A 14,700-nucleotide genomic window follows, 5' to 3' on the forward strand; every position below is an offset into this window, starting at 1 on the left:
GTCAGAGCTCGATGACCTGGCGCACCGCCCGCCCGGCGGCCAGCTCGTCCATCGCGTGGTTGACGTCGTCGAGCCCGATCCGCGCCGACACCAGGGCCTCGACCGGCAACCGCCCGTCGCGCCACCACTGGGCGAGCACCGGGATGTCCCGCGCCGGCACGGCCGACCCGAGGTAGCTGCCGATCACGGTCTTCGCCTGGGCCACGAGCGCCAGCGGCGAGATGCTGGCCCTGGCGTCCGGGTGGGGGAGGCCGACCGTCACGGTCCGTCCTCCCGGCGCCGTCGCGGTGACCGCGGCCTCGAACGCCCGGACGTTGCCGGCGGCCTCGACCACCACGTCGGCGGTGGTCCCGGTGCTGGCGAGCTCGTCGGGGCTGAGCGCCCGGGTGGCACCGAGCTCGAGGGCCTGCTCACGCTTGGCCGCCACCGCGTCGACGGCGACCACATCTCCCGCGCCGAGCGCCAGGGCCGTGAGCAGGGCCGCCATCCCGACCCCGCCGAGGCCCACCACCATCACCGTCTGGCCCGACTCCGGGGGCGCCGCGTTGAGGAGTGCCCCTCCTCCCGTGAGCACCGCACACCCAAGCACCGCGGCCACGGCGGGCGGCACGTCGTCGGCGACGGCGACGACCGACCTGGTGTCCACCACCGCGTGCGTCGCGAACGCCGACACCCCGAGGTGGTGGTGCACGGGTATGCCGCCGCGAGACAACCGTCGCCCGCCGCCGAGCAGCTCGCCGGCGTTGTTGCTCGCCGAGCCGAGGCCACACGGCATACGTCCGCCGGTGGCGCAGCCGGCACACTGGCCGCACCGGGGCAGGAAGGTCATCACCACCCGCTGGCCCACCGTGAGGTCGGTGACCCCCGGCCCGAGCCGCTCGACGCGACCCGACGCCTCGTGACCGAGCAGCATCGGCACCGGTCGCGCGCGGTTGCCGTCCACGACCGACAGGTCGGAGTGGCAGACTCCCGCGGCCTCGATCCGCACGAGCACCTCGCCGGACTCCGGGGCGACGAGGTCGAGGGTGCCGACGGTGAGGGGACGGCTCACGGCGAAGGGCGGAGTGCGCCCGACCTCCTCGAGGACGACGCCGGTGATCTGCATCAGCGCTGCACCCTCATCAACGCTGGGCCACGGCCCGCTCGAGCAGCTCGCGCACCATGGCGGGCATCGGCACGGTGCCGCGCGAGTCGCGGTCGATGTAGACGTGCACCCAGTGGCCGAGGGCGGCGATCGCGGAGTCCTCGGCGTCGAACAGGCCGAGGGCGTAGGTGATGCTGCTCCGGCCGAGGCGCTCCACCCGCACCCCCACGTCGAGCGGCCGCGGGTACTCCAGCTCGCGGAGGAAGCGGCAGCCCGACTCGGCGACGACCCCGAGCTCGGGTCCGGCCATCGCGTCGGACTCGCCCCCGGTGATCAGCCAGGCGTTGATAGCCGAGTCGAAGAGCTCGTAGTAGACGGCGTTGTTGAGGTGGCCGTACATGTCGTTGTCCGACCAGCGCGTGGTGACCCGGGTGACGTGGTCGAAGTGGTCGCGGGTCAGGGATCGGTCCGGGGACCGTTCGGCGTCGGCCGTCATGGTCCGATCCTAGGCAGGGAGCCGCTCACCCGTAGGTGTCACGCGGCCCCGGTCCCGTCGAGCGACGCGGCCCCTTCTTCCACGACGGGGCGCTCGGGCCGACGATCTTGAGCGCCGTCACGGTGTCCTTGCCGACCTCGCCCTCGAGGCGGGCCATGATCGACGACTCGAGCAGCTTGAGCTGGGTCGCCCAGGCCGTGGAGTCGGCCCGCACGGTGAGGACCCCGAACTCGAAGCTCACCGGCGTGCAGTGCTGCGCCACCTCCTCGCCGACGATCTCGGGCCAGCGACCCATCACCGAACCCACGGCGACGTCGACCTTCCACCCGCGGTCGGCCATCAGCCGGTCCATCTGGTCCCCCAGCAGGAGCGGGTCGCGGCGGTCGGTGGGTGCGCCCGGCGTGGGGCGTCCGATCTGCCTACGGCGCATGGGTTTCAGCCCGGGTCGCAAGCCCTTCTCGCGCGCCGCCGCACGGGCCCGCAGCAGGGCTGCCTCGGCCGCGTCATCGACCAGCACGGTCTCGTCGAGCAGCTCGGCACCGGTCGCGCCGGGATCCATCTCAGGGGTCGGGTCAGTCACGGGACCCTCGTCGTCGGGCTCGTCACTCACGCCGCGCCACCGCCCCGAGGGTCACGTGGAAGGTCTGGCCGACCAGGCTCGTCGGCACGTCGGCGTCGACGGCGGCGGTGATCAGCACCTGCTCGCAGTCGGCGACCATGGCCGCGAGCCGTTCCCGGCGCCCGGTGTCGAGCTCGGCGAACACGTCGTCGAGGATCAGCACCGGGTCCTCACCGAGGTCGTGCCGCAGCAGCTGGTATGCCGCGAGCTTGAGTCCCAGCGCGAACGACCAGCTCTCGCCGTGGCTGGCGTAGCCCTTCGCCGGCAGCTCGCCCAGGGACAGCACGAGGTCGTCGCGGTGGGGTCCGACGAGGGAGATCCCGCGCTCGACCTCCTTGTCACGCACCTCCGCGAAAGTGGCCAGCAGCTCGGCGCGCAGCACCTCGATCTCGGGCACCTCCCCGGCGGCCAGAGACGCGGCGACCGACTCCCGCAGGCTGCTCTTGTAGGAGACCCGCGCGTCGGACTGCCCGGCACTCACCTCGTCGTAGGCCTTGGCGAGGTAGGGGGCGAGGTCGCGCAGCAGCCGCAGCCGGGCGTAGAGCAGCTGCGACCCGACCGCGGCCAGGTGGTCGTTCCACACGTCGAGGGTGTGCAGCGCCGACGCCCGGGCGTCGTCCACCGGTTCGTCGGCAGGTCGGGAAGGTGGTCTGCGACGAGATCCCTTGCGCAGCAATGGTTGTGCAGACTTCAGCAGGGCGTTGCGCTGCTTGAGTGCCTTGTCGTAGTCGCTGCGGACGGCGGCCCACCGGGGCTGCCGCGCGACGAGCAGGTCGTCGAGGAACCGGCGCCGCTCCGAGGGGTCACCCTTGACCAGGGCGAGGTCCTCGGGGGCGAAGAGCACCGTGCGCAGGGTGCCGAGCACGTCGCGCGGTCGCGACACGGGGGAGCGGCCGAGCCGGGCCCGGTTGGCGCGCCCCGGGTTGAGCTCCAGCTCGAGCATGGTCTCGCGGCCGGCGCGCATGACCGCACCCCGGATGACGGCCTGCTCCGCCCCGAACCGCACCAGCGGCTGGTCGGTCGAGACCCGGTGGCTGGACAGCGTCGCGAGGTAACCGATCGCCTCGACCAGGTTGGTCTTGCCCTGCCCGTTCAGCCCGACGAGCGTGGTGACGCCGGGCTCGAGCGGCAGCTCGGCCGTCCGGTAGCTGCGGAAGTCGGCGACGGTCAGGTGGCGGACGTGCATGGTCGCCCGATCTGGTGCTCGTGGGTCGGCTGCTGGGCGCGCAGTGCCTGGGTCAGCTGGACTTCTTGGCGGCGCGCTTGCGGGTGGACCCGGTGCCGGACGTCGGACCGGACTTCGAGCCTGACGTGGACCCGGTGCCGGAGGACGGGCCGGCCGAGGCCGCCTTGCGTCCCTTGGCTGCCGCCTTGGCGGCGCTCCTGGTCGGCTTCTCCTTGGGGGCCACCTTCGCAGCGACGGCCTTCTCGTGCTTGGGCGCGCCGTCGGCGCGCAGCTTCTCGCCCTCGGAGACGGACATGACCTGGTGCCCACCGAAGCCGCCGCGCAGCGCTGCGACGGCCTGCATGGTCGGCGACTCCTGCTGGCGGGAGGCGAACCGGGAGAACAGCGAGGCCGAGATCACCGGCATGGGCACCGAGTTGGCGATGGCCTCCTCGACGGTCCAGCGGCCCTCCCCGGAGTCGACCGTGTAGCCGGAGACGTCGTCGAGGTGCGGGTTCTTCTCCAGCGCGTCGACCAGCAGGTCGAGCAGCCAGGAGCGGACCACGGTGCCACGGGTCCAGGCCTTGAACGCTCCCGGCACGTCGGTGACGATGTCCTTGGCCTCGAGCAGCTCGTAGCCCTCGGCGTAGGCAGCCATCAGGCCGTACTCGATGCCGTTGTGCACCATCTTCGCGTAGTGGCCCGCGCCGACCTTGCCGGCGTGGACGAAGCCTTCGTCGCGCGGGCCCTCGGGGCGCAGCGCGTCGAAGATCGGCATGGCCTTGCGCACGTTGGCCGCAGTGCCGCCGACCATCAGGCCGTAGCCGTTCTCCAGACCCCAGATGCCACCGCTCACCCCGCAGTCGAGGTAGGCGATCCCCTTGGCCTTGAGGAGCTTCTCGTTCTCGAAGTCGTCGGTGAACCGGCTGTTGCCGCCGTCGATGACCATGTCGCCCTTGTCGAGCAGCTTGGCCAGCTGGGCGACGGTGTCAGTGGTCGGCGCACCCGACGGCACCATCACCCACACGGTGCGGGGGGCGTCGAGCGCCTTGACCAGACCGGCCAGCGTCTTGACGTCCGACACCTTCGGGTCGCGGTCGAAGCCGACCACCTCGTGCCCTGCGCGGCGGATCCGCTCGCGCATGTTGCCACCCATCTTGCCGAGACCGATCAGACCAAGCTGCATGATGCGACGCCCTTTCGTGTGGGTGGTGCGGTATGCCGCGGAGCCGGCTTCGCGGCATACCTCGGGGTGCGGCCCGCTCAGGCTACGCCCGGGGGTGGTCAGCTCGCGAAGCGAACGGGCATCAGCACGTAGCGGTAGGTGGTGTCCGCCTCACCGTCGAGCTCGTCCTGGCCGGACAGGACCGCCGGGCGCGAGGGCTGGGTGAAGGAGAACCGCGAGTAGTCGGTGCCGACCGCGCCCAGCCCGTCGAGCAGGAACTGCGGGTTGAAGGCGATCTCGATCTCGGGTCCGGTCAGGGTCGACTCGACCGCCTCGGAGGCCTGGGCGTCGTCGCCGGTGCCGGCCTCGATGGCGACCTGGCCGTCGCTGAACTTCAGTCGCACGGGGGTGTTGCGCTCGGCCACGAGGGCGACCCGCTTGACGGCCTCGATCAGCTCCGACGTCTTGATCACGGACTCGGTGTCGACGGTGGTCGGGAAGATCGAGGTGACCTTCGGGTACTCGCCGTCGAGCAGGCGGGTGGTGGTGCGCCGCTGCCCGGCCTCGAAGCCGACCAGGCCGTCGCCGCCGGCCGACGAGCCGAGGGCGAGCTCGATCGAGCCGGACGCGCCGAGCGCCTTGGCCGTCTCGGAGAGGGTGCGGGCTGGGACCAGCGCCAGGTGGCTGGCGTCGGTGGCCTCGGGGTTCCAGGTCAGCTCGCGCATGGCCAGCCGGTAGCGGTCGGTCGCCAGGAGCGTCATCTTGTCGCCGTCGATCTCGACCCGCACGCCGGTCAGGATCGGGAGGGTGTCGCCACGGTCGGCCGCGATCGAGACCTGGGCGACCGCCTGGGTGAACACGTCACCGGCGATGGTGCCACTGGCCGTCGGGGAGGTCGGCAGCGTCGGGTAGTCGTCGGCGGGCATCTGCATCAGGCTGAACCGCGACGAGCCACAGACGACCGAGACCTTGTTGCCCTCGGTCGCGACGTCGACCGGCTTGGACGGCAGGTTGCGCGAGATGTCGGCGAGGAGCCGGCCGAGCACCAGGACGGTGCCACCCTCGGCGACCTCGGCCGCGACGGTGATCTTGGCGGAGACCTCGTAGTCGAAGGCCGAGAGGGTCAAGGTGCCCTCTTCGTTCGCCTCGAGCAGCACGCCGGCCAGGACCGGCACCGGCGGACGGGCCGGGAGGCCGCGGGCCACCCACGTCACGGCATCGGCGAGGACCTCACGTTCGACCCGGAACTTCACCGTGACTACCTGCCCTTCGCGTGCGGCCACGCCGCTGAAAACTTCAAGAATGTGATTGCGGACTGACCCTAGTGCTCACCGTGCGGTCGGCCAACCCGGATCGGGCAATCCGCTGGCCCTGATCTCGGTCGTCGAGCATCCGGTCGTTCCCTGTCGTTCGGGCCGGGTGGGCCCAGGGTTTGGTACTCGGGGCTGGATCCATGACTAGGGAGGGGTAGTCGTTGTCATAGGGGGTGTGGATCCTGTGGACGACCGACATCGGTGCAGGTCAGCGCGGCGCGTCCGGTGTGCACGAGCGGTGGACGGGCCGGCGGACAAGCTGGTCGTGGTTGTGGAGGCGGCCCGGCCGCCCACACCGGCTCCACACGGCATACCCCGCTTGTCCCCAGTCCTGGGGGTGTCGTGCACGCGTTGTCCACCGGTTGTCCACAGGCCTTGGGAAAAGATCATCCATTCAGACGATGGTCGTAGGGGCGGAATACATACCCACAGAGTTGTCCACAGGTGTGGACCACGGGCCGGGTACCGCGTTTGTCCGGTTCCTGAGCGTGGTCCGTGCTCGTCTGAGCACGTCTGACCGGGCGCCGGACGAAGATGTCGGGAGGATGAACAAACCTTCACAGCTGTGCACAACCCTGTGGAGAACGTCCCGGCAAAGGGGGACCGAGGTCAGCGGGACTGCTGCTTGATCCGGTTGGTGAGCTCGGTGACCTGGTTGTAGATCGCCCGGCGCTCGGCCATCAGCTGCCGGATCTTCTTGTCGGCGTGCATCACGGTGGTGTGGTCGCGGCCCCCGAACTGCTGGCCGATCTTCGGCAGCGAGAGGTCGGTCAGCTCGCGGCAGAGGTACATCGCGATCTGCCGGGCGGTCACCAGCACCCGCGAGCGCGACGTGCCGCAGAGGTCCTCGATGGTCAGCCCGAAGTAGGCCGCCGTCTGCGCCATGATCGTGGCGCTGGTGATCTGCGAGCCCTGCTCGTTGGGGATGAGGTCCTTGAGCACGATCTCGGCCAGGCCCATGTCGACGCTCTGGCGGTTCAGGCTGGCGAACGCGGTGACGCGGATCAGGGCGCCCTCGAGCTCGCGGATGTTGGTGGAGATCCGGCTGGCGATGAACTCGAGCACCTCGTCGGGCGCGCTCATCCGCTCCTGGATGGCCTTCTTGCGCAGGATCGCGATGCGGGTCTCGAGGTCGGGCGGCTGGACGTCGGTGAGCAGGCCCCACTCGAACCGGCTGCGCATCCGCTCCTCGAAGCCGCTGAGCAGCTTGGGCGGGAGGTCGCTGGTGATGACGACCTGCTTGTTGGCGTTGTGCAGGGTGTTGAACGTGTGGAAGAACTCCTCCTGCGTCTGCACCTTGCCCTGGAGGAACTGGATGTCGTCGATCAGCAGGACGTCGACATCGCGGTAGCGGCGCTGGAAGTTGCTCGCCTTGTCGTCGCGGATGCTGTTGATGAAGTCGTTGGTGAACTCCTCGGAGTTCACGTAGCGCACCTTCACGTGCGGGTAGAGGTTGCGCGCGTAGTGGCCGATCGCGTGCAGGAGGTGGGTCTTGCCCAGGCCGGACTCGCCGTAGACGAACAGCGGGTTGTACGCCTTCGCCGGCGCCTCGGCCACCGCGACCGCCGCGGCGTGGGCGAACCGGTTGCTCGCGCCGATGACGAAGGTGTCGAAGGTGTACTTCGGGTTGAGCCGGGTCGCCGACTCGTCGGTGATGCTCGGGACCTCGTCGCGCGGTCGGCGCTGCGGCTCGGTCGCGGGGGTGAGCGCGTAGACGTTGTCGCCCTGCCCGGGCGCACCCATGCCGGAGCTGATGCCGGAGCTCGTGCCCGAGTTGATGCCGGAGTTGATGCCGGAGTTGATGCCGGAGTTGATGCCCGCCTGGAGGTCGGAGCCCAGCGTGAGGGCGAGAGCCGACCCGGTCTCGTCGGGGTAGCCGGTCGTGTCCTCGGTGTGGTGCGCCTCGTCGAGTGAGGTGTCGACCGTGACCGCGAGGTGGACCTGCTCCCCGAGCTGCGAGGAGAGCGCCCGGGTCACGGCGTCGCGCACTCGTTGCTCGACGACGTCCTTGGTGTAGTCGTTCGGGACCTTGACCAGGGCGGTGCCGTCGAGCAGGCCGGCCAGGCGGGCCAGCGTGAGGAACGCGCGCTCGCGGGCCGGCAGTCCGTCGGCGTCGAGGGTGGCGATGGTGTTCTGCCAGATCTGTGTGAAGTCCAGATCTGTGTCACTCACCGGTCCACATCCCTTTCGACGGTCTTCGCGGATCTGCCCTGTCGCAGGGTCTGTGCTGGTCTGCTGCCTCAGCATGCCTTGTCCACATGGTTATCCACAACCTGTGGGCAAGGAATGGGACGAGGAGGGACGGTAACAACAGCGGCGGTGCCTCGGCAACCGAAACGGCCGAAAATTGGCCCGCTTGCGCCAAAATCAGTGCGCGAGGTCGGCGTGTCCCCGGCCTGAACCGGGACCAGCGGTGCTAAAAGCCCCAGGTATGCCGGGTGGTCGGCGCTGGTTTGACCCTGCCCGCCGCGCTCGCGTACCTTTGACCAGGCCTGTCGGCCGTTTTCGCATGCCCGTGACGCCCCTGGATCGTCGGTGAGTCCCACCGCTGGTCGAGGCGCGGGCCTCCGATTGCGGCCGAACAGGCGCCCCAAGCACTCAGCAGGCCACCCGGGCCTGACCAGTAACGGAGATCCTCGTGAGCAAGCGTACTTTCCAGCCGAACAACCGTCGTCGGGCCAAGACCCACGGCTTCCGTCTGCGCATGCGCACCCGTGCGGGTCGTGCCATCCTGTCGGCCCGCCGCGCCAAGGGCCGCTCCGAGCTCTCCGCCTGAGGACGACCCCGTGCTGCCCGCGGGGCACCGGCTCCGTGCGAGCTCGGACTTCGCGGCCACCTTCCGGGGGCCCAGGGGAGCCCGAGCTGGCGCCACGCTGATCGTGGTCCACGCCAACCAGGCCGACGCGCGTGCGGGACAACCGCCGCGGGTCGGTTTTGTTGTCTCCAAGGCCGTGGGCAACGCCGTCGTCCGCAACCGCACCAAGCGCCGCCTGCGTGCCCTGATGGCGGCCCGGGTTGGGGCCGTGCCCGCTGGGACTGACCTCGTCATCCGCGCGAATCCCGTTGCAGCACAAGCGAATTCGGCTTCCCTGGCGGTCGAGCTGGACGCCCTCCTGGCGCGGGTGTCCGCGCGGCTGGGGGCGGGTCGAGCGTGACCACCCTCAAGCGAGTCACCGCGGCGCCCCTGATCGGGCTGCTCCTGTTCTACCAGCGCTTCATCTCCCCGATGACGCCCCCGACCTGCCGCTACTACCCGTCCTGCTCGTCGTACGCCCTCACCGCGATCCGCCGCTTCGGACCCGTCAAGGGAACCTGGCTGGCGCTGCGGCGGTTGGGTAGGTGCCACCCGTGGGCTGCCGGAGGGGTCGACCACGTCCCCGCCCGCCACCCGCAGGCACCGGACGGGACGACGCAGGCACCACCGGCCGACCAGCCGGCAGCACCACCCGCCCACGCCGCCTAGCGGCCGGGCACCAGACCTGCCGGCCACGCGGCCTACCCACTGCGTGACCGGAACCACCGGTGGACCGGCACCTAGACGGGACACCACCAGATTGAGGACGACATGAGCTTCAGTGACCTGATCTACCCGTTCGAGTGGATCGTGGCGTGGATCCTGTACGGCTGGCACACCCTCTTCACGACCCTCGGCATCCCGTCGGCCTCCGGAGTGGCGTGGACCCTGTCCATCGTCGGGCTCGTGGTCGTCATGCGCGCCGCGATGATCCCGCTCTTCGTCAGGCAGATCCACGCCTCGCGCCGGATGCAGCTGATCCAGCCCGAGATGCAGAAGATCCAGGCCAAGTACAAGGACAAGAAGGATCCCGACTCCCGTCAGGCGATGACGCAGGAGACGATGGACCTCTACAAGCGGACCGGGACCAACCCGTTCAGCTCGTGCCTGCCGATCCTGCTCCAGTCGCCGTTCTTCTTCGGCCTGTTCCGGGTGCTCAACGGCCTCAAGAAGATCTCGGACGGCACGACCGACCCGATCGGGCCGATCACCCGCAAGCTCGCCGGTGAGGCGGAGGCGTCGACGTTCTTCGGCGCCCAGCTGTCCGACCGGTTCATCGGCGCCAACAGCCTCACCGTCCAGATCGTCACGGTCGTCCTCATCATCCTCATGTCGGCCAGCACGTTCACCACCCAGCGCCAGCTGATGATGAAGAACATGCCGGCCTCGGCACTGGACAACCCGTTCGCGAAGCAGCAGAAGATGCTGCTCTACCTGATGCCGATCTTCTTCGCCATCTCCGGCGTGAACTTCCCCATCGGCGTGCTGCTCTACTGGCTCACGACGAACGTCTGGTCGATGTGCCAGCAGTTCTACGTGATCCGCAAGATGCCTGCGCCCGGCTCCCTCGCCGAGAAGGCGATGCAGGAGCGGCGGCTCAAGAAGGGCAAGCCGATCGAGGAGTTCACCGTCAAGGGCCTCGACAAGCCCGCGGAGACCGAGGCCCCCAAGCCCAGCGGCCAGCGCGTGCAGCCCACCCGGAACAAGAAGAAGAAGGGTGGCCCGGCCAAGCCGGCAGCCAAGCCCGCGAAGACCCCCGCCTCCACCACCGACTCCACGCCCCAGACCGACAACTGAGAGTGATCACCATGACCGAGCACAACGACACCGTCGTGGACGACACCCCCGCCAGCGACCAGGCTGCCAGGCCGGCCGCCGAGGCGACGAGCGAGACCACCGCCCCGACCGGCGACGAGCAGACCGACGAGGCGACCGTGGACGCCTCGACCGACCCCGACGCTGACGCTGACGCTGACGCCGACGCTGACGCTGACGCCGACGACGAGGGTGCCGAAGAGGGTGCCGAAGAGGGTGCCGACTCGTCCGCGGCCCCGCGCCGCCGCCCGGCCAAGGTGGCCGACCTCGAGCGCGAGGGCGAGGTCGCCGCTGACTTCCTCGAGACGCTGCTCGACATCGCCGACCTCGACGGAGACATCGACGTCGACGTGGATGGCGACCGCGCGGCGGTGTCCATCGTCGACTCCGACGAGGGCCGGGTCCCCCGTAGCCTCGTCGGCCAGGACGGCAAGGTGCTCGAAGCCCTCCAGGAGCTGACCCGGCTCGCCGTCCAGTCGGCGACCGGTGAGCGCAGCCGGCTCATGCTCGACGTGGCCGGCCACCGCGCCGAGCGTCGTTCCACCCTCGTCGAGCTCGCCCAGACGGTGATCGAGCAGGTCAAGGCCTCCGGTGAGAAGGCCGCCCTCGACCCCATGACGGCGTTCGAGCGCAAGGTGGTCCACGACGAGGTGCTGGCCGCCGGGCTGTCCTCCGAGTCAGACGGCGTCGAGCCGCGACGCTTCGTCGTCATCCTCCCGGCCTGACGCGAGCGACGACGACTGTGTTTCACGTGAAACAGCGCGCATGACATCGCACGAGCGCACCGACGACGGGCGCGGGACCGGGGAGACCGGGACCGCGCCCGTCGCGGCATCAGCGACCGACGGCCCTGCGGCTGCTGCCCCGATGACAGTGCCCGTGGCCCCTCCCGCTGCTGCCGTGGTGTTCGGGGACCGGCTGGCCCTGGCTGAGCAGTTCGCGGCGATCCTGGCCGACACCGGCGTCTCGCACGGGCTGATCGGCCCCAGGGAGGTGCCGATCCTCTGGGACCGGCACATCCTCAACTGCGCCGTCGCCCACGAGGCGTTCCCCGAGGGGGTCGCCGTGGTGGACGTCGGGTCGGGGGCCGGCCTCCCCGGGCTGGCCCTCGCGATCGTCCGGCCGGACCTGCACCTCCACCTGGTCGAGCCCATGCTGCGCCGCACGACCTGGCTGTCGACGACGATCGAGGAGCTCGGGCTCCACAACTGCACGGTGCACCGGGGTCGGGCCGAGGAGTTCGCCGGCGTGCTCTCGGCTCCCTATGCCACCGCCCGGGCGGTCGCCCGCATCGACAAGCTGGCACGCTGGACCTTCCCCCTCCTGCAGGACGGCGGGACCCTGGTGGCGCTCAAGGGCGGCTCGGCCGCTGAGGAGCTCGACGCGGAGCGGAAGACGCTGCGCAAGCTCGGCATGACCTCAGCCCGGATCGAGACCCATGGCGCCGAGCTGCTTCCGGTGCCGACCACCACGCTCCAGGTGACGATCGGCTCCCGACCGGCGCCGAAGGGTCGCTCCAAGGGTGCGGCGCGCCGGGCGGCCAAGGGCAAGGGCGCGACCCGACCCTCGCGCTGACGCACCCGACCCGCGTCTGGTCGACGGATCGGGTGGTGTGCGCTGTGCCGGTTTCACTCGGTCGGCGTAGGCGCCGCCTCCCGCGTTGTGACTCGGCCACGACGTAGGGTTGGATGATGTCCATGGCCAACGAGGAGACTGTGTGAGCACAGCAACGGTGCAACTGACCCAGGGACTCGGATGGCCTCAGCGGCTCGGCCGCGCCAGCACGGCGCTCGGCTGGCCAGCGCGCGACCAGCGCGCCGACGGCGCCGCTGTTTCACGTGAAACCGCCGTCGAAGCGGGCCTCCCACGGACCGTCGACCTCCACGACTCGGCCGACGTTTCACGTGGAACGGAGCCGTCGGACGCGCCGGTCGACCCCGACGGGGTAGCAGCCGGCGAGCCCATCGGCACGCCAGTCAGCGAGCCGCCCACGGAGTCGGAGCCGGAGCCGGATGTGGAGCTGGTAGCTGCCTCTGAGGCCGCGCCGCACACCGGCGACTCGGTCGCTGCCACGGAAGCCCTCGAGGCGCTGGCCGCCGTGGTTTCACGTGAAACGGACGACCGCGAGGAGCTGGCCTCCTCCCTGCCGCAGGGGGACCACGACACCCCCCTGGCCCGGGCGGTGGCCGCCGACGCCCGCAAGCGGATCGCCCTGACCGGCCGGGTCTTCCCGAAGCCGCCGACCACCCGCGTGCTGACCGTCGCCAACCAGAAGGGTGGGGTGGGCAAGACCACCACCACCGTCAACGTCGCCGCGGGTCTCGCGCAGGCCGGACTGACCGTGCTCGTCATCGACATCGACCCCCAGGGCAATGCCAGCACCGCGCTGGGGATCGACCACCACGCAGAGGTGCCGAGCATCTACGACGTCCTGGTCGAGGGGACGCCGCTCGCGGACGTGGTGCAGGAGTGCCCTGACATCGCGGGCCTGTGGTGCGCCCCGGCCACGATCGACCTCGCCGGGGCCGAGATCGAGCTGGTCTCGCTCGTCGCGCGGGAGACCCGGTTGCAGAAGGCGATCGCCGCCTACCTCGAGCAGGGGTCGACCGCCGGGCGCCCGTCGCCCGACTACGTGCTGATCGACTGCCCGCCGAGCCTGGGCCTGCTGACGGTGAACGCCTTCGTCGCCGCGCAGGAGGTCTTCATCCCGATCCAGTGCGAGTACTACGCCCTCGAAGGCCTCTCGCAGCTGCTCAAGAACATCGAGCTGATCCGCAACCACCTCAACCCGACGTTGCACGTGTCGACCATCCTGCTCACCATGTACGACGGTCGCACCCGCCTCTCGGCCCAGGTCGCCGACGAGGTGCGCACCCACTTCCCCGAGCAGGTGCTCCGCAACACGGTGCCCCGCTCGGTGCGGATCTCCGAGGCACCGAGCCACGGCCAGACCGTGATGACCTACGACCCGAACTCGAGCGGGGCGCTGTCCTACCTCGGCGCCGCCGCAGAGCTCGCCGACCGCGGCGCCGCCACCACCGCCGACCACCAGACCGCATCCGCGCAGAACTGAGAGAAGAGACCATGAGCGAGAAGCGCCGCGCCCTCGGCCGGGGCCTGGGAGCCCTCATCCCCAACGCCCCGACCTCCCCGAACGGCCGTCCCGTGGACGTCTTCTTCCCCGACTCGCGCCCCGGCGCGGCCACGGCGTATGCCGGTGGGTCACCGGCCGGCGAGGGCGACCAGGGTGGGGGAGTCGCCGTGGCCGACGTCGACGGCGCCGACACCGCAGCTCCCACCTCGGAGACAGACACCACCCAGGGGGGCGACCAGGACGGCGCCGGGGCCACGGCCACCGACGGCTCGGAGCTCGCGCCGGTGCCCGGGGTGTCCTACGGTGAGATCCCGGTCGAGCAGATCCGGCCCAACCCGCGCCAGCCCCGGTCGGTCTTCGACGAGGACGACATGGCCGAGCTGGTGCACTCGATCCGCGAGATCGGAGTGCTCCAGCCGATCGTGATCCGGCCCATTCCCGCAGGTCAGGGGCCTGACGAGCTCGACAACGCGGCCGACGGCGTGCGCTACGAGCTGATCATGGGCGAGCGCCGCTGGCGGGCGTCGCAGGCAGCCGGCAAGGCCACCGTGCCGGCCATCGTCAAGGAGACCGACGACGACGACCTGCTGCGCGACGCCCTCCTGGAGAACCTCCACCGCAGCCAGCTGAACGCGCTGGAGGAGGCCGCGGCATACCAGCAGCTGCTCGAGGACTTCGGCTGCACGCACGACGAGCTGGCCGCCCGCATCGGTCGCTCGCGACCGCAGATCTCCAACACGCTCCGGCTGCTCAAGCTCCCGCCACTGGTCGCCCGCAGGGTCGCCGCGGGCGTCCTGTCCGCCGGCCACGCACGGGCCCTGCTGGGGCTCTCCGACGGCGCCGCGATGGAGCGGGTCGCGCAGCGGATCGTGGCCGAGGGCCTCAGCGTCCGCAACGTCGAGGAGATCGTGGCCGTGGGTGGGCCCGACGAGGTGGCCAAGCCGCGTCGTCCCCGGGCCGGCAACCGGCACCCGCAGCTCGACGACCTGGCGGCCCGGCTCTCCGACCGCTTCGACACCCGCGTGAACATCGCCCTGGGGCAGCGCAAGGGCAAGCTCACCGTCGAGTTCGCGTCAGTGGACGACCTCAACCGGATCGTCGACATGCTGGGCCTCGACCGCAGCGCCTGAGCTGGGGTAGGGAAGGCTCGGCGGG

At 70.6% G+C, this 14,700-nt stretch carries 15 protein-coding genes; 8 read left to right on the forward strand and 7 right to left on the reverse strand.

From position 1 onward, the window contains the following. Position 1: 1 nt before the first annotated feature. The 7 genes from ACXJKD_RS10360 to dnaA form a co-directional block, all read right to left on the reverse strand. Positions 2-1,105 (reverse strand): alcohol dehydrogenase catalytic domain-containing protein, encoded by a 1,104-nt coding sequence (locus ACXJKD_RS10360; protein ID WP_457254447.1) that lies wholly within the window; start codon positions 1,103-1,105, stop codon positions 2-4. A gap of 16 nt (positions 1,106-1,121) precedes the next feature. Next, positions 1,122-1,580: an acyl-CoA thioesterase gene (locus ACXJKD_RS10365; RefSeq protein ID WP_457254448.1), complete on the reverse strand. Its 459-nt coding sequence runs from the start codon at positions 1,578-1,580 to the stop codon at positions 1,122-1,124. 25 nt (positions 1,581-1,605) lie between these two features. Next, positions 1,606-2,160 carry a DUF721 domain-containing protein gene (locus tag ACXJKD_RS10370; protein ID WP_457254449.1) on the reverse strand — a complete coding sequence of 185 codons (555 nt, stop codon included), beginning with the start codon at positions 2,158-2,160 and terminating at the stop codon, positions 1,606-1,608. Positions 2,161-2,182: 22 nt separating this feature from the next. Then, positions 2,183-3,385: a DNA replication/repair protein RecF gene (gene recF, locus ACXJKD_RS10375; protein WP_457254450.1), complete on the reverse strand. Its 1,203-nt coding sequence runs from the start codon at positions 3,383-3,385 to the stop codon at positions 2,183-2,185. A gap of 52 nt (positions 3,386-3,437) precedes the next feature. Then, the gene (gene gnd, locus ACXJKD_RS10380) at positions 3,438-4,550 is read right to left on the reverse strand and encodes a phosphogluconate dehydrogenase (NAD(+)-dependent, decarboxylating) (protein ID WP_457254451.1); all 1,113 of its coding nucleotides are present in this window, start codon (positions 4,548-4,550) and stop codon (positions 3,438-3,440) included. 98 nt (positions 4,551-4,648) lie between these two features. Then, complete coding sequence (gene dnaN / locus ACXJKD_RS10385) at positions 4,649-5,782, reverse strand: DNA polymerase III subunit beta (protein WP_457254508.1); 1,134 nt, start codon at positions 5,780-5,782, stop codon at positions 4,649-4,651. A gap of 669 nt (positions 5,783-6,451) precedes the next feature. Further along, complete coding sequence (gene dnaA, locus ACXJKD_RS10390; RefSeq protein WP_457254453.1) at positions 6,452-8,014, reverse strand: chromosomal replication initiator protein DnaA; 1,563 nt, start codon at positions 8,012-8,014, stop codon at positions 6,452-6,454. 466 nt (positions 8,015-8,480) lie between these two features. Here dnaA and rpmH point away from each other — a divergent pair, with 466 nt between their 5' ends. The 8 genes from rpmH (at position 8,481) to ACXJKD_RS10430 (ending at position 14,675) form a co-directional block, all read left to right on the forward strand. Then, positions 8,481-8,618, forward strand: a complete 138-nt coding sequence (rpmH, locus tag ACXJKD_RS10395) for a 50S ribosomal protein L34 (RefSeq protein ID WP_056882794.1) — start codon at positions 8,481-8,483, stop codon at positions 8,616-8,618. A gap of 10 nt (positions 8,619-8,628) precedes the next feature. Further along, positions 8,629-8,997: a ribonuclease P protein component gene (gene rnpA / locus ACXJKD_RS10400; protein ID WP_457254454.1), complete on the forward strand. Its 369-nt coding sequence runs from the start codon at positions 8,629-8,631 to the stop codon at positions 8,995-8,997. Next, entirely contained in the window at positions 8,994-9,305 is a 312-nt protein-coding gene (yidD, locus tag ACXJKD_RS10405; RefSeq protein ID WP_457254455.1) for a membrane protein insertion efficiency factor YidD, read from the forward strand. Before rnpA ends, yidD begins: the two co-directional genes overlap by 4 nt. 102 nt (positions 9,306-9,407) lie before the next feature. Beyond that, complete coding sequence (gene yidC, locus ACXJKD_RS10410; protein ID WP_457254456.1) at positions 9,408-10,433, forward strand: membrane protein insertase YidC; 1,026 nt, start codon at positions 9,408-9,410, stop codon at positions 10,431-10,433. Positions 10,434-10,468: 35 nt separating this feature from the next. Beyond that, positions 10,469-11,176 (forward strand): Jag family protein, encoded by a 708-nt coding sequence (locus ACXJKD_RS10415; protein WP_457254509.1) that lies wholly within the window; start codon positions 10,469-10,471, stop codon positions 11,174-11,176. 40 nt (positions 11,177-11,216) lie between these two features. Then, positions 11,217-12,026, forward strand: coding sequence for a 16S rRNA (guanine(527)-N(7))-methyltransferase RsmG (gene rsmG / locus ACXJKD_RS10420; RefSeq protein ID WP_457254458.1), 810 nt, complete (start codon positions 11,217-11,219; stop codon positions 12,024-12,026). A 142-nt stretch (positions 12,027-12,168) separates the two neighbouring features. Beyond that, positions 12,169-13,524, forward strand: coding sequence for a ParA family protein (locus ACXJKD_RS10425; protein WP_457254459.1), 1,356 nt, complete (start codon positions 12,169-12,171; stop codon positions 13,522-13,524). Positions 13,525-13,535: 11 nt separating this feature from the next. Continuing rightward, complete coding sequence (locus ACXJKD_RS10430; RefSeq protein WP_457254460.1) at positions 13,536-14,675, forward strand: ParB/RepB/Spo0J family partition protein; 1,140 nt, start codon at positions 13,536-13,538, stop codon at positions 14,673-14,675. The last annotated feature ends 25 nt before the right edge of the window (positions 14,676-14,700 follow it).

The sequence above is a fragment of the Pedococcus sp. P5_B7 genome (assembly GCF_054049895.1).